At 64.9% G+C, this 23623-nt stretch carries 19 protein-coding genes; 6 read left to right on the top strand and 13 right to left on the bottom strand.

Annotated features, from left to right (window positions below; translation table 11 throughout):
• Positions 1-15 precede the first annotated feature (15 nt).
• Positions 16-834 (bottom strand): DAPG hydrolase family protein, encoded by an 819-nt coding sequence (locus RS82_RS14255; protein WP_045300508.1) that lies wholly within the window; start codon positions 832-834, stop codon positions 16-18.
• Positions 835-1235: 401 nt separating this feature from the next.
• Here RS82_RS14255 and RS82_RS14260 point away from each other — a divergent pair, with 401 nt between their 5' ends.
• Both RS82_RS14260 and RS82_RS14265 read left to right on the top strand, forming a co-directional pair.
• Entirely contained in the window at positions 1236-2240 is a 1005-nt protein-coding gene (locus RS82_RS14260) for a Gfo/Idh/MocA family protein (protein WP_045300510.1), read from the top strand.
• 92 nt (positions 2241-2332) lie between these two features.
• Positions 2333-3505, top strand: coding sequence for an MFS transporter (locus RS82_RS14265; protein WP_045300511.1), 1173 nt, complete (start codon positions 2333-2335; stop codon positions 3503-3505).
• Positions 3506-3605: 100 nt separating this feature from the next.
• Here RS82_RS14265 and RS82_RS14270 read toward each other — a convergent pair whose 3' ends face one another.
• The 7 genes from RS82_RS14270 to RS82_RS14300 all read right to left on the bottom strand — a co-directional run bounded on the left by RS82_RS14270 (position 3606) and on the right by RS82_RS14300 (position 12462).
• Positions 3606-5102, bottom strand: coding sequence for a SulP family inorganic anion transporter (locus tag RS82_RS14270; protein WP_045300512.1), 1497 nt, complete (start codon positions 5100-5102; stop codon positions 3606-3608).
• Between the two features lie 7 nt (positions 5103-5109).
• A complete protein-coding gene (locus RS82_RS14275) occupies positions 5110-7635 on the bottom strand; it encodes a glycoside hydrolase family 65 protein (protein WP_045300513.1) in 2526 nt (841 codons plus the stop codon).
• 39 nt (positions 7636-7674) lie between these two features.
• Positions 7675-8229 carry a gluconokinase gene (locus tag RS82_RS14280; RefSeq protein WP_245619617.1) on the bottom strand — a complete coding sequence of 185 codons (555 nt, stop codon included), beginning with the start codon at positions 8227-8229 and terminating at the stop codon, positions 7675-7677.
• 96 nt (positions 8230-8325) lie between these two features.
• Positions 8326-9387, bottom strand: coding sequence for a Gfo/Idh/MocA family protein (locus RS82_RS14285; RefSeq protein ID WP_045300517.1), 1062 nt, complete (start codon positions 9385-9387; stop codon positions 8326-8328).
• Between the two features lie 86 nt (positions 9388-9473).
• Positions 9474-10598 (bottom strand): ABC transporter permease, encoded by a 1125-nt coding sequence (locus tag RS82_RS14290; RefSeq protein WP_052676848.1) that lies wholly within the window; start codon positions 10596-10598, stop codon positions 9474-9476.
• A complete protein-coding gene (locus tag RS82_RS14295; RefSeq protein ID WP_045300519.1) occupies positions 10595-11380 on the bottom strand; it encodes an ATP-binding cassette domain-containing protein in 786 nt (261 codons plus the stop codon). The genes RS82_RS14290 and RS82_RS14295 overlap by 4 nt, the downstream gene beginning before the upstream one ends.
• 41 nt (positions 11381-11421) lie before the next feature.
• Positions 11422-12462 (bottom strand): substrate-binding domain-containing protein, encoded by a 1041-nt coding sequence (locus RS82_RS14300; RefSeq protein ID WP_084695658.1) that lies wholly within the window; start codon positions 12460-12462, stop codon positions 11422-11424.
• A gap of 299 nt (positions 12463-12761) precedes the next feature.
• On the opposite strand from RS82_RS14300, the gene RS82_RS14310 reads away from it, so the two are divergent.
• From RS82_RS14310 to RS82_RS14325, 4 genes are read left to right on the top strand one after another with little or no spacing between them, the layout of a single operon-like run.
• On the top strand, positions 12762-13820 hold the full coding sequence (locus RS82_RS14310; protein WP_045300662.1) for a D-2-hydroxyacid dehydrogenase: 1059 nt from the start codon (positions 12762-12764) through the stop codon (positions 13818-13820).
• A complete protein-coding gene (locus tag RS82_RS14315) occupies positions 13807-14658 on the top strand; it encodes an IclR family transcriptional regulator (protein ID WP_045300526.1) in 852 nt (283 codons plus the stop codon). Before RS82_RS14310 ends, RS82_RS14315 begins: the two co-directional genes overlap by 14 nt.
• Positions 14645-15409 (top strand): SDR family oxidoreductase, encoded by a 765-nt coding sequence (locus RS82_RS14320; protein ID WP_045300528.1) that lies wholly within the window; start codon positions 14645-14647, stop codon positions 15407-15409. Before RS82_RS14315 ends, RS82_RS14320 begins: the two co-directional genes overlap by 14 nt.
• Before the next feature lie 4 nt (positions 15410-15413).
• Positions 15414-16463 (top strand): L-idonate 5-dehydrogenase, encoded by a 1050-nt coding sequence (locus tag RS82_RS14325; protein ID WP_045300530.1) that lies wholly within the window; start codon positions 15414-15416, stop codon positions 16461-16463.
• A gap of 85 nt (positions 16464-16548) precedes the next feature.
• Here the strand turns inward: RS82_RS14325 and RS82_RS14330 are convergent, their stop codons facing one another.
• The 5 genes from RS82_RS14330 to RS82_RS14350 form a co-directional block, all read right to left on the bottom strand.
• Positions 16549-18117, bottom strand: coding sequence for a helix-turn-helix domain-containing protein (locus RS82_RS14330; protein WP_045300532.1), 1569 nt, complete (start codon positions 18115-18117; stop codon positions 16549-16551).
• A 219-nt stretch (positions 18118-18336) separates the two neighbouring features.
• The gene (locus tag RS82_RS14335) at positions 18337-19323 is read right to left on the bottom strand and encodes a carbohydrate ABC transporter permease (protein WP_084695659.1); all 987 of its coding nucleotides are present in this window, start codon (positions 19321-19323) and stop codon (positions 18337-18339) included.
• Positions 19320-20318, bottom strand: coding sequence for a carbohydrate ABC transporter permease (locus RS82_RS14340; RefSeq protein WP_045300534.1), 999 nt, complete (start codon positions 20316-20318; stop codon positions 19320-19322). The genes RS82_RS14335 and RS82_RS14340 overlap by 4 nt, the downstream gene beginning before the upstream one ends.
• Positions 20319-20432: 114 nt before the next feature.
• Positions 20433-21785, bottom strand: a complete 1353-nt coding sequence (locus RS82_RS14345) for an ABC transporter substrate-binding protein (protein ID WP_045300536.1) — start codon at positions 21783-21785, stop codon at positions 20433-20435.
• Between the two features lie 186 nt (positions 21786-21971).
• Positions 21972-23357 (bottom strand): amidohydrolase family protein, encoded by a 1386-nt coding sequence (locus RS82_RS14350; RefSeq protein ID WP_045300538.1) that lies wholly within the window; start codon positions 23355-23357, stop codon positions 21972-21974.
• Between the last annotated feature and the right edge of the window lie 266 nt (positions 23358-23623).

Genomic DNA, 23623 nt, shown 5'->3' on the forward strand with positions numbered 1-23623 from the left:
GGGGTGGCGGCGCCGTCAGTGGCGGTACGGAAGGAACCGCTCGGGCCAGGGCTTCGCAGGAGCAAGCTGCTTATCCTTGTACTCCTCGTAGTACTGGTCGAGGAGTTCTTTGCGCCCGACGTACTCGTAGGCGTGGTGCAGGCCGCGCAGGCGGCACATCTCGAGCGTGATCTCCTCGTCCGGCGCCAGCACCGCGGTCGATACTCCATCGACGAGATGCAGTCCAGAGTAGGTGATCGCCCAGCAGCGCAGACCGGTCGCCGTCTCCCTCGTCACGAACACCACCATGCACTTGCCACGCGTCGGGTCTATCGGGCCCTCAAGTGAGATCTCGTCGGCTTCCTTAGCGATGAACTCAACGATCTCCGGGTTGGCGAGCGTCGGATGAGTCGGGTACCCCAGCTCGTACGCGGAGTAGTTGCGAGTGAGGATGGTGCCGTGCATGTAGCCGACGCCGAAGTCTTCGACGCAGAGGCCTTCCCAATGTCCGAGTTGCTTGCCTGGGAACTCGATCATGAAGCCCATGTGGTCGGCTAGGACGAGACGCAGCCGGAAGTCGAACATCGCCTTGGTCACGCCGGGCACGTCAGCGACGAGACACGTATATCCGGCACCGTTGGGAAGCAGGCAGTACCCCATCTCGGGCGTGGGCCCGTCGGGAAGCAGATACTCCCAGAGGTCCTCAGGCATGACCGCCTCCGAAGGATCGATGGTCACGCCGGGCTGGAACGCGGCCGCGATCTCAGGCGCGAGATCCCCGATGTCGCGCTTGTAGAAGCCGCTGAAAGGCGACCGCTTCTCCTCTTCGGTCAGCTCTGGCAGCTCGTCAGCCATGAATCGCTCGTATCCAACCATCGGATCTCTCCTCCTTCAGCCCAGATCGACTTTGGTCAGGCTACAAATGCGGCATGTATCAGACAACGGTCAGTCATCTTGTCTTATTCATCTGGTTGCCTTATGAGCTCGATGACTGTCCAAGGCGGCTGTGACCAGCCACGCGATGGACCCGGACTCGGCTGTCAGGGTGTGCAATCGGCCGCGCGTGATTTGCACACTTGGCTCGTATCCACCGCGTTGCTTCACCGATAGAAACGTTGAGGAGCGATTGTCCGGGGCCCCGGTGCGGGGTCCCGGACTTCCGTCTTCCACGGGACGCTCGCTGTCGCGCGGGGCGCTGGCCTCCCCAACTCACCACCGCGTCGACGCGTGCCTTCTGAAGCGAGGAATCGTACAAAATGACTGACGTCGCACTCTTCCGCTGGGGCCTGGTCGGCGCCAGCGATATCGCGGATACCCGGGTGATCCCTGCGATTCGAGCGCTTGGTCAGCGAATTTCCGCCGTGAGCAGCGGGTCGGGTTACCATGCCGATGACTTTGCGGCGCGGAACGGGATCCCCTCAGTGCACACAGACCTCGCGGAGCTGCTGGCCCGTGACGACATCGACGGGGTTTACATCTCCAGTGTCAACGAGCGCCACCTTGACCAGGCGAAGGCGGCGGCGACTGCGGGCAAGCACGTGCTTTGTGAGAAGCCGATCGCCGTGACCGTCTCCGACGCGTCGGCGATGACAGACTTCTGCCGCGATCGCGGGGTGACGCTAGCGATCAATCATCATCTCCCCGCAATGGAGACGCATCGCAAGATCCGCGAGCTTGTGGCGAGCGGGGCGATTGGACGTCCTCTCAGCGTGGCGATCCGCAATACCGGATTACTCCCCGAACATCTGGCTGGATGGCGTCTTGGTAGCGGACCTGGCGCTGGCATCGTTCTAGACATCGCAACCCACGACGCGTCTGTGACTGAGCACCTTCTCGGATTGCGTCCGGTGGAGGTTGCTGCCGTGACCGTGGCCCACGGAGAACGCCCGTCTGAGAGCGCAGACACCTCCGTAGCAGTGGTCCGATACGAGAATGACGTCATTGCTTCCTTCCACGACAGCTACGCCACGCCATTCGCGCGCAGTCTCGCCGAAGTACACGGGACCGCGGGAAGCATCCGTGCACCGGAGATCATGACCCCCGATCCGATCGGGGAGGTCTCCCTCGTCGACGCACGCGGCGAGCGTCGTGTTGATGTCGAGGACCGTGGAAATGCGTATGAACGCACGATCAGAGCGTTCGTCGCGGCGTCCGGCGGGGAGGGGGCGCCGATCGTCGATGGTGAGACAGCGACTCGAGCCCTCAGCGTCGCGACCGCGATTCAGACGTCCTCACGATCCGGCGAGCGTGTCCGACTTTGAGGGAGAGACCGTCTCACTCAGAGCCATCGCGCGCGGTTCAACGTCGGAGTACGGCTGCCCGGGCAACAGCTTCCCGGCGCCTCGCGCTCTGCGTGTTGTTCTTCACGCCAGGGCTGGTGATGGCGTCCTGGGTCACCCGAACCCCGGCGATACGGGATTCCTTGACTGCATCTACTGCAGAGATGGGTCTCGCGATGTTCGGGCTTGCGATCGGCTCGATGATCGGCATCCTGTTCTCCGCGTCGCTTGTGGCACGGTTAGGAACCCGCACCGTCATCCTCCTCGGGGCCAGCGGATCGGCCCTCAGCCTGCCAGTGGTCGCTGCCGGGTCGATGTCGGGGACCATGGTCATCGTCGCGATCGGACTCGGCATCTGCGGACTGGGGATGGGCTCCGCAGAGGTCGCGATGAACGTGGACGGGGGTGAGGTGGAGCAACTCACCCACCGCTCCTTCCTGCCCGTCATGCACGGCTGCTTCAGCTTGGGTACGGCCATCGGGGCAGTGGTCGGAATGGCGCTTTCGGCAATCGCGATGCCCGTAAGTTGGCACCTGTTCGCTGTGTCGACCGTGTGTCTGGTCGCGGTGCCCGCGGCGGTGCCGGCGATTCCCCGCGGGGTAGGTCGACGGGCGGCATCCGCCCGTCATGACGGCGACATCGTCGCTAGCACGTCATCTCTGCTCCGCGACAGGCGGATCCAACTGATCGGAGTGATCCTCCTCGCGATGGCACTCGCAGAGGGCACAGCCAATGACTGGCTTCCGCTCATCATGGTTGACGGTCATGGCTTCGACCCGGCGTGGAGTTCGGGGGTGTTTGCCATCTTCGCGATCTCAATGACCGTTGGCCGGTTTGCGGGGGCTGCGTTGGTCGATCGTTTGGGTCGACGTCCCGTGCTGGCGGCGAGCGCCATCAGTGCGGCCATCGGGCTCGCAGTTGTGTCGCTCTCTCCCAACCCACAACTTGCGGTAGCCGCCGTGATCTTGTGGGGTCTCGGCGCCTCCCTTGGCTTCCCCGTTGCGCTGTCCGCCGCGGGTGACTCCGGACCAGACGCCGCGGCCCGACTCTCGCTTGTCGCAACCGCGGGGTACTTCGCATTCCTCGTGGGTCCCCCAGTGCTCGGCTTCTTCGGCGAGCACTTTGGCCTGCGCACGGCCATGCTGATCCCACTGGTCTTGATCCTCGTCGCTGTCGCGGCAACAATTCTGACGCCTTGGGATGCCCCCGCGAACAAGGCTGCAGCCGACGCCCGAGCTCGCGGTTGACGTGGCGCGTGTCGACCCCACGAAACTCCCACTCAGCACGTCCGCACTCGCGAGCCACCTACCCGTGAACGACGCATCCTGCTCCGTGACCGACGCCTGATCAGGTCGAGCCGAGCTCTCCGCTGAGGCGGCCATGGAAGCGGGCCGCAGCATCCGTCATCCCGTACAGCTCGACGCTCGTTCCGCGCGCCTCGTACTTCGTGACGATGGCATCGAGGGCGGCGACCGTCGAGGCGTCCCAGACGTGGGTGCGCGAGAGGTCGATGACGACGTGCGGCGGATCGGCAGCGTACTCGAACTGCGTGGTGAGGTCGTTGCTCGAGGCGAAGAAGAGCTCGCCGTCGACGCGGTAGCGGGCGGTGTGGCCGTCGACCTCGCGCGTCACGGTCGTGAAGTGAGCGACGCGGCGGGCGAACAGCACCATGGCGGCGAGCACGCCGAGGATCACGCCGACGGCGAGGTTGTGGGTCCAGACCGTGGCCACGACGGTGACGAGCATCACGAGGGTCTCGCTGAGCGGCATCCGCTTCAGCGTCGACGGACGGATGCTGTGCCAGTCGAACGTCATGACCGACACCACGATCATCACGGCGACGAGCGCGGCCATCGGGATGAGCCCGACGATGTCGCCGAGGGCGACCACGAGGATCAGCACCCACACGCCCGCCATGAACGTCGAGATCCTCGTGCGACCGCCGGACGTCTTCACGTTGATCATCGTCTGGCCGATCATCGCGCAGCCGCCGGTGCCGCCGAGGAACGCCGACGCGATGTTGGCGACGCCGAGTCCCCACGCCTCACGGGTCTTGCGTGAGTGGGTGTCGGTGATGTCGTCGACGAGCTTCGCGGTCATCAGCGACTCGAGGAGCCCCACCAGCGCGGCGGCGAACGCGTAGGGCGCGACGATCTGCAGCGTCTCCCACGTCAGCGGGACGTTCGGGATGAGGAGCTCCGGAAGGCTCCGGGGCAGCTCGCCCTGGTCGGCGACGTTCGGCACCGCCGAGAGGCCGAACACCACGACGACCACCGTGAGCACCGCGATCGCGATGAGCGGTGCGGGGATCGCGCGCGTGATGCGCGGCCAGACGAACAGGATGCCGAGACCCGCGGCGACGAGCACGTACACCGCCCAGGGCACGTCGACGAGCTGCGGCATCTGCGACAGGAAGATCAGGATCGCGAGGGCGTTCACGAAGCCGACCATGACGCTGCGGGGGATGAACCTCATGAGCCGGGCGACGCCCAGCACCGCGAACAGCACCTGGATGAGGCCGGCCAGCGCGATCGTGACGATGAGGTAGTCCGAGCCATACTCGCGCGCGACGGGTGCGATCACCAGCGCGACCGCGCCCGCGGCGGCGGTGATCATGGCCGGACGCCCGCCGGCGAACGCGATGACGACGGCGAGCACGAACGATGAGAACAGTCCGACGCGCGGGTCGACGCCCGCGACGACCGAGAAGGCGATCGCTTCGGGAATCAGGGCGAGCGCGACGACGAGGCCGGCGACGACCTCGCGCGTGACGAGGCGAGGGCGCCGCAGCGCGTGCAGCACGGTCGGCCGGCTGCCGGAGCGATCGGCGGGGCTGGTACTCAAGCCGCCCTCACCCTGAGGTGCTCGACCCAACTACCCCGTCCTCGACTACTAGGGGGATCGCGGCTGTGACGGTGGGCACTGACGCGGACATCAGGGAACCGTCCTCGCGGCGGGCGTCGCCGAGCTCGCGCAGCGACGGACGCCCCGGGATCACCGGGCCCTGCCCGTCGAGCGGTGCCACCACCTCTTCGCCCGCGCCGACCACGTAGCCCACGCCTCGCACGCTGAAGCCGACGGGGTCGCCCTCCGTGGCGCGCACACGCAGCTCCTCACGGGTGACCGTGACGACCAGCCGCGTGCCGTGCCAGTGCAGGACGAACTCGAGCGACGGCCACGAGACGGGAAGCCGCGGATTGAACGACAGCTCACCGAAGTGGTCGCGCATGCCGCCGAATCCTGCGACGAGTGCGGTCCAGACGCCACCGGCCGAGGCCACGTGCACGCCGTCCGCGGCGTTGTGGTGCAGGTCGCCGAGGTCGACGAAGATCGACTGCCGGAAGTACTCGAGCGCGAGGTCCTGGTAGCCGACCTCGGCGGCGAGGATCGCCTGCACGACCGCCGACAGCGTCGAGTCGCCCGTGGTCAGCGGGTCGTAGTACTCGAAGTCGGCGAGTTTGTCCTCGTCGGAGAAGTGGTTGCCCTGCAGGAACAGCGCGAGCACGACGTCGGCCTGCTTGAGCACCTGGTACCGGTAGATCACCAGCGGGTGGAAGTGCAGCAGCAGGGGCCGCTTGTCGGGCGGGGTGTTCTCGAGGTCCCAGATCTCGCGCTCGAGGAACACATGATCCTGCGGATGGATGCCGAGGCTCGGGCTGAACGGGATGTGCATGGCTTCGGCGGCCCGCTCCCACGCCTCGGGCTCACCGGGCTCGAGGGCGAGGCGGTCGACCATCTGACGGTAGACCTCGCCGTCGGCCTCCGCCATCTCGCGGATGGTGCGGGCGGCGAAGCGGAGGTTGAACCGCGCCATGACGTTCGTGAAGAGGTTGTCGTTGACGACGGTGGTGTACTCGTCGGGCCCGGTGACGCCGTGGATGTGGAACGTGTCGCCCTCGCCGTCGACCACGCCGTCGTTCGAACGCCAGAAGCCGAGGGTCGCCCACAGCCGCGCCGTCTCGACGGCGATGTCGACGCCCTCGCGGAAGAGGAAGTCGGTGTCGCCGGTCGCCCGCACGTACTTCGCGAGCGCGAAGCTGACGTCGGCATTCACGTGATAGCCGGCGGTGCCGGCCGCGTAGTAGGCGGAAGCCTCCTCGCCGTTGATCGTGCGCCACGGGAACAGCGCGCCCGCCTCGTTGAGCTGGAACGCGCGCTTACGCGCGGCGGGCAGCATCAGGTACCTCATCCGCAGCGCGTTGCGCGCCCACAACGGCGTCGTGTACGCGAGGAACGGGAGAACGTAGATCTCGGTGTCCCAGAAGTAGTGCCCGGAGTACCCCGAGCCCGTCATGCCCTTCGCCGGCACACCCTGTCCGTCGGCACGCGCCGAGGCCTGCGCGAGCTGGAACAGGCACCAGCGGGTCGCCTGCTGCAGGTCGTCGTGGCCGCCGATGCGCACGTCCGAACGCTCCCAGAACGCGTCGAGCCACGCACGCTGCTGCGCGCGGATCGCGTCGACGCTCTCGCCGAGGGCGCGGTCGAGGGTGCGGCGGCAGCGGTCGACGAGCTCGCGCGCGGGCACGCCACGCGACGTGTGGTAGCTCACGAGCTTCGTGACCCGGATCGGCACTCCGGCCTTCGCGTTCACGCGGAACACGTTCTTCGCGATGTCGGGCTCGATGAGCGTGCGCGAGGTGTACTCGTTCGCCGTCTCGACCAGATGGTCGGCGACGACCGCGATCGTCATGCCCGAGTCCGTGACGCGGTACGACAGGGCGGAGCGCAGCTTGTCCTGCCAGTACTCCTGCGGCTGCAGGACGCGCTCCTCGAGCTTCTCGGTCTTGCGCGGGTCGAACCCGGCCTTGCGCGGCGCCAGCGGCGTGCCGCCGTAGACGTCCTCGCCGTCCTGCCGGTTGAGGATCTGGCAGCTCACGGTGACCGGCGCGTCGGCGTTCAGCACGGTGACGTCCACCGTCATGACCGCGAGGTGCTTCTCCTCGAACGACACCAGCCGCTCGTAATCGATCCGCACCTCCTTGCCCGACGGCGTGACCCACAGGATGTGCCGGCGCTGCACGCCGTCGCGCATGTCGAGCGTCCGCTCGTACTCGCGCACGTCGGCGACATCGAGCGACAGCGGCTCGTCGTCGACGTAGACGCGCATGACCTTCGCGTCAGGGGCGTTGATGATCGTCTGACCGACCTCGGCGAATCCATAGGCCTGCTCGGCGTGACGGATCGGGAACGTCTCGTGGAACCCGTTGATGAACGTGCCGTGCTCGTGCGCGTGACGCCCCTCGGGCTGATTGCCGCGCAGACCCAGGTAGCCATTCGACAGAGCGAAGATGCTCTCCGTTACACTCGCGTCAAACGATTCGAACGACGTCTCGACCAGACGCCACGGGTCGACGGGGAATCGTTCGCGATCGATCACGGTGGCTCCTTTCCACAGCAAGGTGCGGCAGCGCGCAGCCTAGAGAGCGTGCGATTCCGCGCCTGGTGCGGCCGCGGTGAGCGCTGAAACGACCTCTCGTACCAACTCCGCCACCGGTTGAGAGCAGTCCACAGTCACTCCGGCTTCCCCCTGCTCGAGGGGTTCCAGCGTCGCAATCTGACTCTGCAGCAGGCTCGCCGGCATGAAGTGGCCGGGACGGCCGATCACGCGGTTTGCCAGGACGCGCTCGCTCGCGGAGAGGTGAACGAAGGTGGTCCCCGCCGCCTGCTCCCGGATCAGATCCCGGTACCGCCGCTTCAGCGCCGAACACGCGAGGACGATTCCCTCACCCTGAAAGCGGTCCAACTCGGCTCCGACTTGCCTTAGCCACGGGAATCGATCCTCATCGTTCAGGGGAATGCCTGCGGCCATCTTCGCAACGTTCGACGCCGGGTGGAGGTTGTCTGCGTCAACGAATTGAAGAGACAGCGCTTCGGCCAGTGCTTGACCGACGGTGGTCTTTCCAGCGCCCGATACGCCCATGACAACGAGTTGCGGCGGTGCCGCAGATCGCTCTTCCAATTTGATCTCCACTCACGATCGTGTATCGCACGAGTCGCGCCGTGCGATGAAAACAGCGGGCCGCGGGACGACACACCTTCCGCATAGGTCGTCCCGCGGCTCGCCAGCTCAGGATGCGACGAGAGCGCTCTCGGTGAGCACTTCGCTGAGCTTGACCACCGTTCCGCGCTCGGCAGAACGCAGCGCCGCGATGGCCACAGCGAGAGACTGGACACCGTCTTCACCGGTGACCGCCGGTGCGCCGTTGCCGCGGACGGCTTCGTTGAACTGGTGCACAGCCTCCGCATAGTGCTCCTCTTCGGAGCCGATGTCGACCTTCTCGAGGTCCAGTCCGCCCCGGCGGAGGTAGATCTCTCCGCCGAGCTTGTCAGCAAGCAGGTCACGCGCGAAGATCGTGCCCTCGGATCCCATGACCTCGATCGCTCCGATGGAACCGGGGGTGCAGAAGCTCACCGTCGACGTTGCGATCGTTCCGTTGCGGAATCGCAGCGTAGTGACCGCGTAGTCCTCGAGTTCGCCCTTGAGCAGACCGCTGTGCCCGGTCGCTGCCGACACCTCGTCGACTTCGTCGTCCAGCAGGTAGCGGAGCAGATCAGCGTCGTGCACGCCGATGTCGAGCACCACACCTCCTCCAGCCTCGACACTTGTGAGTCGCCAAGTCTGCTGCTCTTCGCTCAGCCATCCTGTGCTCGTCGCGCGAGCGAGGATCGGGCGTCCGATCGCCCCCTCGGCGATGAGGCGACGGACCGTCTGGATCGTGGTCTTGAGTCGACGGTAGTGGTTGGTGCCCAGCACGACACCGGATTCGCGGCAGGCCTCGACGATGTCCAGCCCGTCCTGGATGTTGGTCGACAGAGGCTTCTCGCACAGCACGTGCTTGCCGGCAGACGCTGCGGCGAGGGTCTGGGGCTTGTGCAGCTCGTTGGTCGAGCTGACGAAGACGACATCCACTGCCGGGTCCGCGACCAGGTCGTCAAGCGAGCTGTACGCGTTCGGGATGTCGAACTCCTTCGCGAACTCCTCGGCACGCTCTTGCGAGGAACTCAACACGGCAACCACCTTGCTGCCGGAGGCCTTGTTGATCGCCCGCACCATGTGCGTGCGGGTCATCCAACCGGTACCGATTACCGCCCAGCCGAGAGGCTTCGTCTCATTCGCCGCGTCTGACATTTGCGCTACCGCATTCCTTCCTAATTACTTCCAATACTGCGTATGGGGCTCGCCGGTCACGAGCGCTCGTGAACGGCTGGATCGGATCAGGTGCCCCGACGGCGTCGCTGCAGCTGGTCGAAGAAGACCGCAACGATGAGGACGATGCCGATCACAACTTCCTGCCAGTAGGACTCGATGCCGGCGATCACGAGTCCGTCATATAGCACGGCCGGGATGAGCACACCGATCAGGGTCCCGAGCATCGTCGCGGATCCACCGAAGAGGCTCGTGCCACCGATGACAACCGCTGCGATGATCACCAGCGGTGTTTCCGTTTGGCCGCCGATCGCAGTCGTGGAAAACCGACCGAGAGTCAGGATGCCAATGATGGCGTAGAGCAGCCCCGACAGAGCATAAATGCGGACCTTGTACGCGTCGACGCCGATACCGCGGCGCTTGAGCATCCGCTCGTCCGATCCGATGCCAAGCACGCGAAGGCCGAATCGGGTCTTCTTGAGGATCACCGCACCGAGGATCGCAATCGCCAGTGCGACGAACACTGTCACCGGAATGCCGAACGGCCGCAGCCGCACCGCTTCGGTGAGGATCTCAGGGACGTTGGTCTTGTCCTGCCCCCCCGTGATCAACTGCGCGGCGCCGAGCGCGGCACCCATCATCCCGAGAGTGGCGATCAGCGGGGGTATATCGAGTCTGGTGATGATGATCCCGTTGATCAGGCCACACACCACACCCGTTGCGAGGGCGATCAGGATGCCTACGAGGAGGATTTCGCCGCTGACGTCCCGCCCGCCCATGGCGTCCCAGTATGTCTGCGCGGTAACCCCGGACAAGACGATCACGCTGCCGACGGACAGGTCGATGCCGCCACTGGCCAGAATGAAGGTCATGGCCACCGCACCGATGAGAATCGGCACGGCTGTCTCCGCGAGCGCCCGCATGTTGATCGGGCTGAGGAACGCCTGGGGCTCGATAATCGCGAAGAAGCCGAACAGGGCCACGAGCGCGATCACAAGGCCGAGGCGCTGCGCCTGGGCTCCGAAGTTGCGCACCGACTTCGTCGACTCAACGACGGCGACCGTTGAGGTGCGGTCATCGATCGTAAAGATCTGCGACTTGGCCGAGAGACGGGGCATCGTGCGCGTGACGGGGGCCCCGGTCGCGCCACCGTCCGCCGGATTGCCCGCCGACTCGGGTACTGAGGTGCTCATACGAAGGCTCCTGACATGATGTCCACGATCAGTTCGAGGTCGAAGTCCTCGCGGTCGAGCACGGCCACTCGCTGGCCCTGACGCATGATGTGGATGCGGTCCGCGATCTCGAGAAGGTCGGGGAGGTCATGACTGATGATGACCACGCCGGCCCCCCCATCGCGGATGTTGCGGATGAGGTCGTTCACCCGGCGGCGGGCTTCGACGCCGAGAGCAGCCGTCGGTTCGTCGAGAAGCAGCACCTGCCCCTCGCCCATCGCGGCACTCACGATCGACACTCGCTGCTGCTGACCGCCCGACATGGTGCCGACTTCACGGGTCGGCTTGACGATCTCGAGCTTGAACTTGGCCATCGCCTCGTTCGTCTCTTGGAGCATGGCGCGGCGATTCAGAAATCCGAACAGTTGCCCGAACTTGCCGCCGCGGATGATCTCCCGCCCGAGGAACAGGTTCTCGACGGCGCTGAGATCAGGGGCGAGTCCCAGGTCTTGGTACACCACCTCGATGCCCAGCCCACGAGCCACGGAGGGTGAGTCGATGTCCACCTTGTTGCCGTTCACGAAGATCTCCCCCGAGGTGGGCTCGTAGACCCCGCAGATGGTCTTGATCAGCGTGGACTTCCCCGCACCGTTGTCTCCGACGAGGCCGACGATCTCGCCAGCTCGGACATCGAAGTCTGCGCCTCGGAGTGCTTCGACGTGTCGGAAGGTCTTTACGATCTTCTTCACTTCGAGCACCGGAGCCGAGGAAACGGGCCGGTCGGTCTGGTTCTCAGTGGACATTCGACTCACCTCTCACAATGGTCCTACTACCGACTACTCGATCAGCAGCTGGTCTTGTAGAGAGCGGCGGCGATCTCGGGGTCGTCGACGTTGTCCTGCGTGACGACCACCGGCGGGATGCGCAGGGTGACGGGGTCGATCTTCTCGTCGTTCAGTGCGGACACCGTGCGATCGATGAGCGCGTCGACGATCGCCGGCGCGTTCTGCGGCAGGAGGGCCTGGATGTAGCCGTCCTTAAGGAATTCGACCAGCGCCGGGTCGGCATCCGACGAGATGATCTTGATCTGGCCGGGCTCGGTGGCGTCCTTCACCGACGGAAGGCCGTTGATGGCCCCGCCGTTGTAGGTGAACCAGATGCCGGCGAGGTCGGGGTTCGCCGCGAGCGTCGCGTTGATGATCTGGGCGGTCTTCGAGGGGTCGGCGTTGTCGAACTGGGTCGGCAGGAGCTCCATGTCGGGGTACTCCTTCTCCACCGTTTCGATGAAGCCCTGCGCGCGGGTGTTCGTGGTCAGATTGCCGGCGCCGAAGTCGATGACGAGCATCTTGCCGGCACCGCCGGTGAGCTCCGCCATCTTCTCGGCGGCGAGGACACCCGTCTCGTAGGTGTCGGTGGTGACCTGCCCGTTGGGGATCGACTCGTCATCGATCACCGCGTTGTAAGTCACGAGCTTCATGCCGTTGTCGCGGATCTCCTGCAGCGTCGCGTCCATAGCGGTCGGGTCCGGTACGTCGGTGAGGATGGCCTCGGGCGACTTGGCCTGAGCCTGCTCCAGAGCGGTGGTGAAGCCCTCCACACCGTAGTCCTCGTTCTTGACGTCGACCATCTGCACGTCGAGACCGGCATCGGGCGCCTTCGCCTGGATGTCGCAGGACAGTGTGAAGAAGAATGCGTTCACGTCCCGCGACGGAATGACCATCTGCACCGAGTGGAGGTCCGCCTCCCCACTCGCCTCACCCGCACTGCCCGAGCTGGCGGCGCAGCCTGCGACGAGCGTCGTGGCGGCGACAGCGCAGGCGCCCGCGAGCAGCTGGCGCCGAAGGCTTGACTGCTTCGAGCGGGTTGTTGCTGTGATCTTGGTCATGGGGTTCTCCTCTTCGGGTTTTCACTTCTTCGTGTGGATCGAGAAGGTCGCTTGGACAAGCGACGCGCGTACAACGGTGTGAATCGCGTTCGATGCTTCATGACTTCTGTTCAGAGATAGATGACCACCTCGTCACGGCTCGATGCTAAGAGACCCGCGGAATCGTCTCTATTCACAGGCTGTGAAACGTTGACGTCTCAGGTTGCACACTTTGTTCAACATGTCGAATTCCGTTCACTGTGATGGACGGACGCATGTACATTGTGGGCAAGCGACGACGTTAAGGACAAGGGGTGCCGATGAAGGCTGCTACCGATCGACTGAGGGTTGCTGTTGCTGCACCGCTCAGTGAAGAGAACTGCGCTGTGATTGAGCGCCTCGAACCACGTATCGAATTGATTCGCGACCAGACGCTCTATCCGCCGATGCGCCATCCCGCCGACTTCTCCGGGGATCCCTCATTCCGACGGACCGCGTCGCAGCAGGATCGTTATGAGGAGATGCTGCTGTCGGCTGACGCGCTCTACGGCGTGCCGGACCTCAACCCCGCTGCTTTGAAGCGCGTCGCAGAGCGGAACACCAGCCTCCGCTGGGTTCACACGATGGCAGCTGGCGGCGGAACCCAGATCAAAGCTGCAGACCTCACGCCTGACCAGCTGCAGCGCATCGCGTTCACGACGTCAGCCGGCGTGCACGGCGCCCCTCTGGCCGAGTTCGCCGTGTTCGGGGTGCTGGCGGGGGCGAAGGATCTGCCCCGGTTGATCCAACAGCAGCGGAGCCACAGTTGGACCGGTCGATGGGTCATGCGCCAGGTGAGCGACCTCACCGTCCTTGTGATCGGGCTCGGCGGAATCGGCCAGCAAGTGGCGAGGCGTCTCAATGCGCTCGGGGCTTCTGTCATCGGCTGCAATCGAAGCGGACGCTCGGTCGACTTCGTCGACCGAGTGATTCCCGCGGCGAACATCCGCGAGGCGCTCGATGAGGTTGACGCGATCGTCATCTCGCTGCCCGAGACGGACGCCACTGTTAACCTCATCGGTCGCGAGGTGCTGTCTGAAGTCAAGCCCGCCACGACATTGGTTAACGTCGGGCGCGGCACCGTCGTGGACGAGTCGGCCCTCCTGGATGCGCTCCGCTCCGGGCGCATCGGCTTTGCTGCTCTGGACGTGTTCGCGAGTGAGCCACTTGCCGCTGACAGCCCGCTGTGGGACGAGCCCGGCGTGCTCGTGAGCCCGCATACGGCAGCTCTGTCTTCACGAGAAGATCAACTGATCGCGGAACTGTTCGCGGAGAACGCCACGCGGCTGCTGGACAGCCGCCCAATGCTCAACAGGGTGGACACAGTTGACTTCTACTAAGCAGGTCGCCTCCAACGGCGACAAGTCGCCGGCACCGGCGGTCAGCCGGGCCATCAAGGTGCTCGACCTCCTTGGCCGGCACGGCGGCTCCCCGTTGACGTTAGGTGAGATCGCCGCCAGCATCGACGCCGCCAAGTCGTCCACGTTGAACATCCTGCAGGTCCTGGAGGACGGGGGGATGGTGGCGCGCGTCCAGGGGGGCTACCAACTCGGGCGGCGCAATCTCGAACTCGGCGGAGCGTATCTGTCCGGATTCAGCCAGATGCGAGAGTTCTACAACTTTTGCAGCGGGGCGTCCCTGCTGAGCCATGAAGTTGTGCAGATCGCGATGCTCGTCGACACCGATGTTGTCTACCTCGCACGCCACGAGGGCCGGGCTCCGATGCGGTTCATCGCAACGATCGGGAGTCGTTTTCCGGCCGCGCCGACCGCTGTCGGGAACGCGCTGTTGACGACATTGCCTGACGATGAGATTGCTCGCCGGTTCTCGGGCCCACAGCACTTCCCACTCATGACAGAGAACAGCGTGCGGAACCTGCCTGACCTCCTGCGCAAGATCTCCGTGGCCCGCGATCGGGGCTACGCGATCGATGACAACGAAGTGCACCCGGGCATCTACGGCATCGCGCGCGTGCTGCCACCGTGGTCCAGCGGCGACCAGCCACTGGCTATTGGCACTTCTCTGGCTGCAGGGTCAGCAACTGAGGCCTATGTGGCGCAGATCGTTGAGGAACTCAACGCCGCTGTGTCCCACCTGAGCAACCCGCTGTTCCACAGCGTGGCATCCCCGTTCCCCAACTCGAATCACTCGGAGGTACCGCCCCATGTCCGCATTTGACCTGAGAGGACGAACTGCGCTGATCACCGGCTCGAGCCGCGGCATCGGCAACGCGCTGGCGCAGGGGCTCCTGGAGGCGGGCGCTCGCGTCGTGGTACACGGCCGCAGCCGGTCCGCTGCCGAACGCGCGGCCGCTGAGCTGGGCGACAAGACCGGAGGTACGACCTGGGCGACGGCGTTCGATGTCACCAACGCCGCCGCGGTCGAGCAGGGCGTGCACGAAATCGAGGAGGTCTGGGGAACGCCCGACATCCTGGTCAACAACGCAGGCATCCAGCGCCGCACGCCGTTTCTCGACTTCCCCGACGCAGATTGGGACGACCTGATCGCCACCAACCTCACGAGCGCGTTCCTCGTCGGCAAGCACGTCGCCCGAGGCATGGCCAAACGCGGCAGCGGCAAGATCATCAACATCGGGTCGGTGCAGAGTCGTCTCGCACGACCCGGGATCGCCGCATACGGCGCCACCAAGGGTGGGATCGCGATGTTGACCCAGGGGATGTGCGCGGACCTCGCGGGCTTCGGCATTCAGGCCAACGCCCTCGCCCCCGGCTACTTTGCCACAGAACTGACAGCTGCCCTCGTCGCCGACGAACAGTTCACTCAATGGGTCGCGGGCCGCACCCCGGCGGGCCGGTGGGGTCGAGTAGAAGACCTCGTCGGGGCGCTGGTGTTCCTCTCGTCGTCCGCATCGGACTTCGTCAACGGCCAAGTCCTGTACGTCGACGGCGGCATGACGGCGGTGGTGTGAGCGCATGAACACGAAGTCCATCCCCACCAGCACACTCGGAGTCGTCGCGTATGGTGCGAACGACCTGCGGATCACGGAAGTCCCGGTACGACCGCCCGCGCCCGATGAGGCCATCATCAAGATCGCCTACGGCGGTGTGTGTGGCTCAGACTTGCACTACTGGACGCACGGCGCGGCCGGCGAGTCTGTGCTGCGCGCGCCGATGACACTTGGACATGAGGTGTCCGGGACCGTTCTGGTGCCAGCGGCGGACGGCTCGGGACCGCATAAGGGCGACCCGGTCACCGTACACCCCGCGACGCCGGGTGATGACGGTCACACCCGCTACCCCGCCGACCGACCGAACCTGTCCCCCGTGGGGACCTACTTGGGGTCTGCGGCGCGTGTTCCGCACTGTGATGGTGCGTTCGCCCGTCTGGTGACGCTGCCGACAAGGATGCTGCGTCTGCTCCCGACGAACTTCGACCTCCGCACCGCCGCGCTGATCGAGCCCGCCTCGGTGGCCTGGCATGCGGTCTCTCGAGCTGGCGACGTCCGCGGAAAGACCGCGCTGGTCATCGGGGCGGGACCCATCGGCGCCTTGATCGTGGCAGCGCTACGAGCCGCTGGCGCCGGGGAGATCGTCGCCGTTGACCTCCACCAGCATGCCCTGGATGTGGCAACCAGACTGGGCGCCACAAGGACTCTGCTCGCCGATCAGGCGGATGCTATCGCCGATGCTCAGGCTGACGTCGCACTGGAATCCAGCGGGAGCCACCGTGGTCTGGCCAGTGCGATTCGGGGCGCATCGCGCGGCGGTCGTGTGGTGATGGTTGGTTTGCTGCCCAGTGGGGACCAGCCTGTGCCGATGTCGCTTGCAATCACCCGAGAGCTCGAACTCGTGGGATCTTTCCGATTCAACGAAGAGATCGATGACGTGATCGCCGCACTGTGCACGGGGCGCCTCGACATCGACGCCGTGATCACCCACGAGTTCGGCGTCGACGACACGCTCGCCGCTTTCGAGACGGCTCGGGACGCGTCCTCGTCGTCCAAGGTGCTCCTGCGCTTCTAACTGTGATGGCCGCGCGTGCACTGGGCACGCGCGGCCGTTGCGCCTCTTCCTCGTCGCGATCTCGAGGCCTCGTGATGTCTGCGATTCAGAGTTGCATCCGCGCTTGAAGGAAGTCCCAGCCCCTCAACGCGATGTCGAGCACTGTCCGTGTCTCAGGGTCCTCCAGGGACCGCCCGAGGAGTGAGTCGATCCGTTCCAGGCGGTAGTACAGGGTGCGCCGCTGCACGAAGAGCTCCTCCGACGTCTTTGCCTTGTTGCCGCCGGCGGAGAGGTACGCCCGCAGCGTCGGCAGTAGCGGATTGGTCGCGGCGGCATCGTGTCGCAGCACTTCCCCCAACTCGTCGTCGACGTAGCGTTGCAGCTCGCCGCTCTCGTCCAAAGCGACCAAGATCCTGAGCATCCCCAGACGATCGAACGGGACGACTTCAGACCGGCCAGGCTCCCCGGCGACCGTCGCCGCGGTACGTGCTTGTCGGATCGCCGGCGTCAGCTGTTCCGGTGGACAAAGCCGGCTGACTCCGCCGCCCATGCCCCGTCGGGCCAGTTCACTGGCCAGACCTGCGGCGGAAAGGTGAGGCGTCAGGCCAACGACGGCGACCCACTGATCGTCCATCCTTGCCTGCACGGATGGGAGTTGGTAATCCCGCAGGATCTGCCCCAGATGATCCTCAGGCGGTGCCGATGCCCCGTTTCGATGAGCAACGACTACCACCAGCGGCCGATCTCGCAGGTCCTGACCGATGCGCAACGCTCTCTCCACGAACTGCGGTCCAGTCAGATCACCTGCGATCAACCGGACGACAAGGGAACTTTGGCGCTGGGTAGACCTCGCGCCGTGATCACCGCTGAGCAGCGCGATCGCGATCACTTCTGCGGCGCGTGACAGCGCGAGCGCGAAAGCATCAGTGCCGTCACCCGCAGCATGCATGATGTGCAGCCATCCCCAGACCTCGCCCCGAAGCATCACTGGCCGCCGGGTGCAAAAGGTGCGCGTCCGCCCGATTCCGAGAACGCCACCTGGTGAGCCGCCGTGGTGATGGTGCCGCTGGCTAGCGTGCGGCATCCAGTCGCGAATGAGGTTGTCCAGTTCTGCCGTTCCCCCCGCATACGCCACGACTTCGTGCACCGCGTTCTCCAGGATCACCGGACAACCAAGATGATGGGCAAGGGTTTCCGCCACAGACACGGGGCTCGCGCCCGCCATCAGCAGCCGGATGAAGTCGTCGTTGAGCTTGCCGAACGCGACCAGCTCCATGGCGGTCAGATCTGCGATCGCACGATCGAGCTGGGCGGGCGTGTCCACTGGGACTGGGCCCGTGACGCCGACGAGCGGGAACTGCATCCGCTTCGCGGCTTCGACCAATTCGGGTGCCATTTCGGGGATGCTCCTTGCGCCGAGACGAAGCACCAGAGCAGCCGCTCCAGACTTGAAGACATGCTCGAGCTGACGCAGCTGCTCCTCCGCAGTGCGCCCGAGCCCGAGCTCGGCCGCGATCACCAAGTCGCCCCTACTGAGATCTGCGATCGCCTCGCCTGACTCGATCAGGACTGCCCGTCGGACGGGCTCACGCAGCTTGTGTTCTCCCGCGAAGACTCGTACGGCTGCGTCTTGGAACACCTTGTGCTGAAGCGACGCTTCAATCGAGAGCACCATGACATCTCACCTCTCCCGCCGTGAGCTCAGCTCACATCGGGCGGGTTACGGCGCGTACGCGCACGACCCAGTTTCCAGGAGTGCCGGACGAAGCTCGTCCGGCGACGGGGACTGCGAGGGCGTGGCGAAAGCGCCAACACAGTCGCGTGATAGAGGTTGACGATCATCAGTTGGTCCTCCATTCCTCTTTGCTGCAGTCGCCCGCGTAGTCTTGGGTGGTCAGCCCTTGACGCTGCCTACGAGCAGGCCCTTTACGAAGTAGCGCTGCAGGCTGATGAAGACGATGAATGGGATGATCATCGCCAGGAAGGCTGCCGCGGGGATGAGTTCCTCGCCGACGCTGGATTGCAGTCCCAGAAGGTTCTGCACCTTCACGGTGATCGGCGTGATGTCCTCGTTGCCGCCGCTCATGATGAGACCGACGAACAGGTCATTCCAGACCCATACGAACTGGAAGATCGCAAACGCAGCGATCGCCGGCATGATGAGCGGCAGCATGATCTTCAGGAAGATGCGGCCGTGACCGGCGCCGTCGATCATCCCGCTCTCCAGCAACTCTCGCGGGATCTCCGACATGAAGTTGTGCATGAGGAAGACAGCGAGCGGGATGGCGAAGCACATGTGAGCGAGCCAGACAGCGCCGATCGTCCCGGCCAGCCCAGTCGGTGGAATGATCGTGAAGTCGCCGATTGAGAACCCATCGACGATGAACCGAAGCACCGGGACGATCGCCATCTGAAGGGGCACGATCTGCAGGGCCACGATCGCGAGGAACAACACGTCCTTGCCCTTGAAGTCCATCCAGACCAGGGCGTACGCGGTCATCGCCGCGACGATCACAGGCACGATCGTGGCCGGAACGACGATGACCAGCGAATTCACGATGAACGGAATCAGCGAAGACGACGTGTCTCCATCGACGCCGACGGTCAACTGCTGGTAGTTCTCCAGCGTCAGCCCGCTGAAGGTCCACCACCCCTCCGTCATCTGCGCCTCGCGGGAGCGGAACGACTCGACGAACAGCCCGAAGGTGGGGATCGTCCACAACACCGCGATGAGGATCGCGACGACGGAGCCCGCACGGCTGGTGAGGACACCACGAATCTTCGCCGCCGCCGACGGCTGCGATGTGGGCGCCACGATCGTACGCGTCGACAGGTCCGATGCCGGGGTGTCGGTGAGGCGGATCTTGACAGCGGTACTCATCGGATCGCACGGTTCTTTCTCATCTGGCGGATCTGAAGGATCAGGAACGGGATGACCAGGAGGAAGATGATCATCGCCAGCGTCGACGAATAGTGCTCACCGATGCTCCCGACGTCGGACTGGGAGTAGATGGTGTACATCATGTTCGCGAGCGTGTCGCCACCGAACCTGTCGGCGCCGAAGGCCTTGATGAGGTCGAACACCTTCAGGGTGAGAACCGAGATGGTGACCAAAACGATGATCAGTGTCGCCTGAATCGACGGAAGAATCACTCGCCAGAAGATCTGAACGGAGCTCGCGCCGTCGATGCGTGCAGCCTCGAGGATTTCGACCGGCACGGCTTTGATGGCTGCAGACAGCGTGACTGTGGCGAAACCGGCTTGAATCCACACCATCACGACGATCATGAGTGGAGTGACCGTGAGCGGGTTGGTGGGGAATCCGAGGGGCTCAAGCCCGAAGAACCCGAGGATGACATTCACCAGACCGGCTGGTTCCAAGCCAGGCTGCTGGTACATCAGTCCCCAAATGACCGCAGCACCCACGAAGGAGATGGCGGTCGGAAAGAAGACCAGGGCTTTCGCAACTGCTTCGGATCGGGAGCCATCGATGAGCATCGCGTAGACCAGTCCCACGACGGTCGCTGTGATCGGGGCGATGATCACCCACAGAAGGGTGTTACCAAGGGCGCGTTGCGCGTCGGGGTTGGTGAATGCCCAGACGAAGTTGTCAAGAAAAACGAAGCCTTCGCCGGGGGCAGTGAGCGAGGACGTCACCGTCGACACGATCGGCCCCAGGAATCCGATGAGCAACAGGATCGTGACGGGCAGGAGGAAGAGCGCTGCCTGCCACTTCTTGCGACCGATTCGTGGGGCGTGGTCGGCGAGCAACAGCAGCAGCCGGAAGATGAGGAGAAGAGCTACAACAACGGCAAGCGCGAAGGTGACCTTGCCGACCACGCTCGTGTCCTGCGCCCAGCGCGATATCAGATCCATGGGTGGGAACACCTCCAACGGTGTGAACTTCACGGCGCGGCCTCGGGTGTTGGCCCGCGCTGTGGCTGTGCGGCGAGGGAACGACGCCTTCGCTCCCTCGCCGCACTTCCGGCATTACTTGGACGAGCCATCCTTGGGCCACGCGTCTTCGATCGCATCGAGAGTGGTCTGGTCGTCCTGACCGAGAATCCACTGGGTCATCTGGGTCCAGAACTCGCCCGTTCCGATCGCGGCCGGCATCATGTCCGATCCGTCGAAACGGAGCACCGCGTCCGGGTCGATCAGGAGCTCGAAGGCCTGCCTGTCTACCGGGTCCGCGTAGGTATCTGCGGACACCCCGTTGTTGGCGGAGATCCAGCCGCCGTGGACCGCGATCCGCGACTCAGCCCACTCGACACTCGAGAGATACTCCTGAACGGCCTGGACTTCAGGTCGGTCGGAGAACGCCAGGAGGAAGTCGCCGCCGACCTCGACTGGCACACCGAAGTCGTCCGAGATGGTCGGCAGGTAGAACGTGAACGTGTCATCGTCCTCGCCGGGACCGGTGCTCGTGCCCTCCGGCCAGTTTGTGCCGTAGGACGAGAGGTTATAGGACATGCTGCAGGTGGCCTGGAGGATGGGCAGCGGCGCCTTGTCCTCAGACGTGGTGGCGATCGACTTGACATCGCCGATCCCCGCGTTGACGTAGTCGTCGTTCTTCAGGATGTCGCCGGCGGTCGCAAGCGCTTCGGCGATGCGCGGGTCGTTGAACGGGATCTCGTGGGCGACCCACTGGTCGTACACCTCGGGGCCCTGCTGGCGAAGGACGATCTCCTCGAGCCAGTTCGTCGCGATCCAGCCAGTTGCCGAGCCCGCTTCGATGCCCACACACCAGGGCTTCTCGCCGTTGGCGGCGATCTCGTCGGAGAGCGTCAGCATCTCATCCCACGTGGTGGGCGTCTCCAGTCCCTGCTCGGCGAACGCGCGCGGCGAGTACCAGACACTGGAAGCGACAGTGGCGACAGTGGGAGCGGCGTAGAACGTGCCGTCCACCGAGCCGTACTCGTACCAGCTCTCGTTCCAGTTCTGCTTGACGTTCTCTGCGACGACGTCGTTGGCCGGAATCGCCTTGCCCGTCGCCACCATGCTCTGGATTCGACCGGGCTGGGCGATCATCGCGAGGTCGGGTGCGTTGCCACCGGTGACTCGGATCTTCAGGTTGGTCTCGGCGTCCTTGTCACCGGTCAGCTTGATGGTGATGCCGGTGCACTGTTCGAAGGTTTTCCACGACTCGCGATACCGCTTGTCGTCGGGCGAGGTGTAGCCCGAGTAGATGGTCACTTCGCCCTCGCGCCCCTGATACTGCTTGAACGGCTTGCAGGTCGCGCTTTCGGGATCAAGGGCTTCGGGCTGTGTACCGGCGCATGATGTGACCATCGCCGTCACGGCGATTGCCGTCACGACCAGTGCGAGCTTCGTGCCACGCATTGACGTCCTCGTCTTTCACTCATTGGTGCTGCTGTGCTGTGCGAGAGTCGGCCTTCTTCACCGAAGCCCGCGCGAGTTTCGGCCGCGTTCACGCGCCCGAAGGGTCAGCCAAGCGTCCGAGGTGATCTCAGGGTCACCTCGGACGCCAGCCTTTTGACGCCGCCCGTTCGCTGGCGGCGGGCTTACTCAGTCGAACTTGCCGTCGACCGTCGCGACCGGGTTGTCCGGCAGTGCGGCGGTGTCGATGACGACGCCGTCCTTGATGACCTTGTTGAGCTTCGCGACGTTGGCGACGTCGGCGAGCGGGTCCGCGTCCAGAAGGATGATGTCGGCGATCTTGCCCGACTCCACGGTGCCCAGCTTGTCGTCGACGCCGTAGGCGATGGCGACGTCGCGGGTACCGCCACGGAGCGCCTGAGCCGGGGTGAAGCCGGTCTCCACCATGGCGGTGAGCCAGTAGACCGAGCCGCGGCCGAGGTCCCAGGGACGGTCGGTGAGCTCCTCAGGCGTGAAGTCCGCCATGCGGTCGATGCTGCTCTCGCATGCGTCGGTCGCGAGGCAGAGGTTCGCGCCGGCCTGGATCATGCGCTCCAGGTTGTCGCGGTGCGCTCCACCGCCGTAGCGCGCCCAGCCGTGGCCGATGGCCTCGAGACCGTGCTGGAAGCGGTTCGTGACCGGCTGAGGAGCACCCCAACCCTTGAACGCGGCGACCTTCTCGATGAGCGAGTCCGGCATGCGCACCTGCTGCGAGACGTTGTGGTGCACCATGACGTCGGCACCGAGGTCGATGACGGTGTCGAGGCTCTCGATCGAGGACGTGTGGGTGACCAGCTTGAGGCCCGCGCCCTGCACGATCGAGAAGATACGCTCCAGCACGCGGTGCGAGAACTGGAGGTAGGCGGTCGAGTTCTGGAAGCTCGAGACGAGGTGATCGGTGACGAACACCTTGGCGATGTCGATGTCGGTCTCGACGTGCCGCTGCACACGGTCGGCCACATCTTCGATGTCCATCAGGAGCAGCTCGCCGCCGAGGCCCGGCCACTCCCAGAGCGAGTCCAGACGATCGGCGAACCGCTTCGTGGCGCGGGTGCGTCCGTCGACCATGAAGTCGCGAGTGAACGGACCGCTCTGGCCGATGATCGCACCGGCGGCGTAGATGCGTGAGCCGACGACCTCGCCCTTGTTGATCGCGTCGCGCGCGCCGATGATCGGGCGGTACGGGTCGCCTGTGTCGAAGACCGTGGTGGTGCCGTACTTGAGCGACAGCTGAGCTGCTTCCTCGCAGAGCTCCTTCAGCCGACCCTCGTAGCGAGCGAGGTACTCGATGCCGCCGAAGTTGTTCGTCAACGACAGCCCGTCCAGCAGGTGCACGTTGGCGTCCAAGAGGCCGGGCATAGCGTACTTGCCGCGGCCGTCGATCACCGTGGCTGCCTCGAACGGCTCCGCAGGAGACTTCTCGATACGAACGAACTTGCCGTCCTCGATGAGGATCGACGCGTTCTCGATGGGCGCACCGTCGGTGCCGTCGATGAGAGTGATGCCATTGATCGCAATCGATCCGTCCTTCACCACTTGCTTCTCCTTATTGGGTTCGTGAGCTGATGGGTAAGCACCTTGGCTTCCCATGTTCAGAGTAGGAAACGGCGCCCCATAGAACAACAGCCAGCCTTCTTGTCACATCCATCGAGTTTGCTTATGCCATACGGAAGACTCTGCTGGACGTAGCTCGCCGCTCGATACGCGCGCGAGGCGATGGGCGCAGCCCTATAGGCCGATGCGGCCTACGCCGCCAGGGCGCTTCGCTACCGGCGGGCGGGCTCGCCGTTGCCGCGTGAGCA

Origin of the sequence: Microbacterium trichothecenolyticum, assembly GCF_000956465.1 — a bacterium.
GTDB lineage: Bacteria > Actinomycetota > Actinomycetes > Actinomycetales > Microbacteriaceae > Microbacterium > Microbacterium trichothecenolyticum.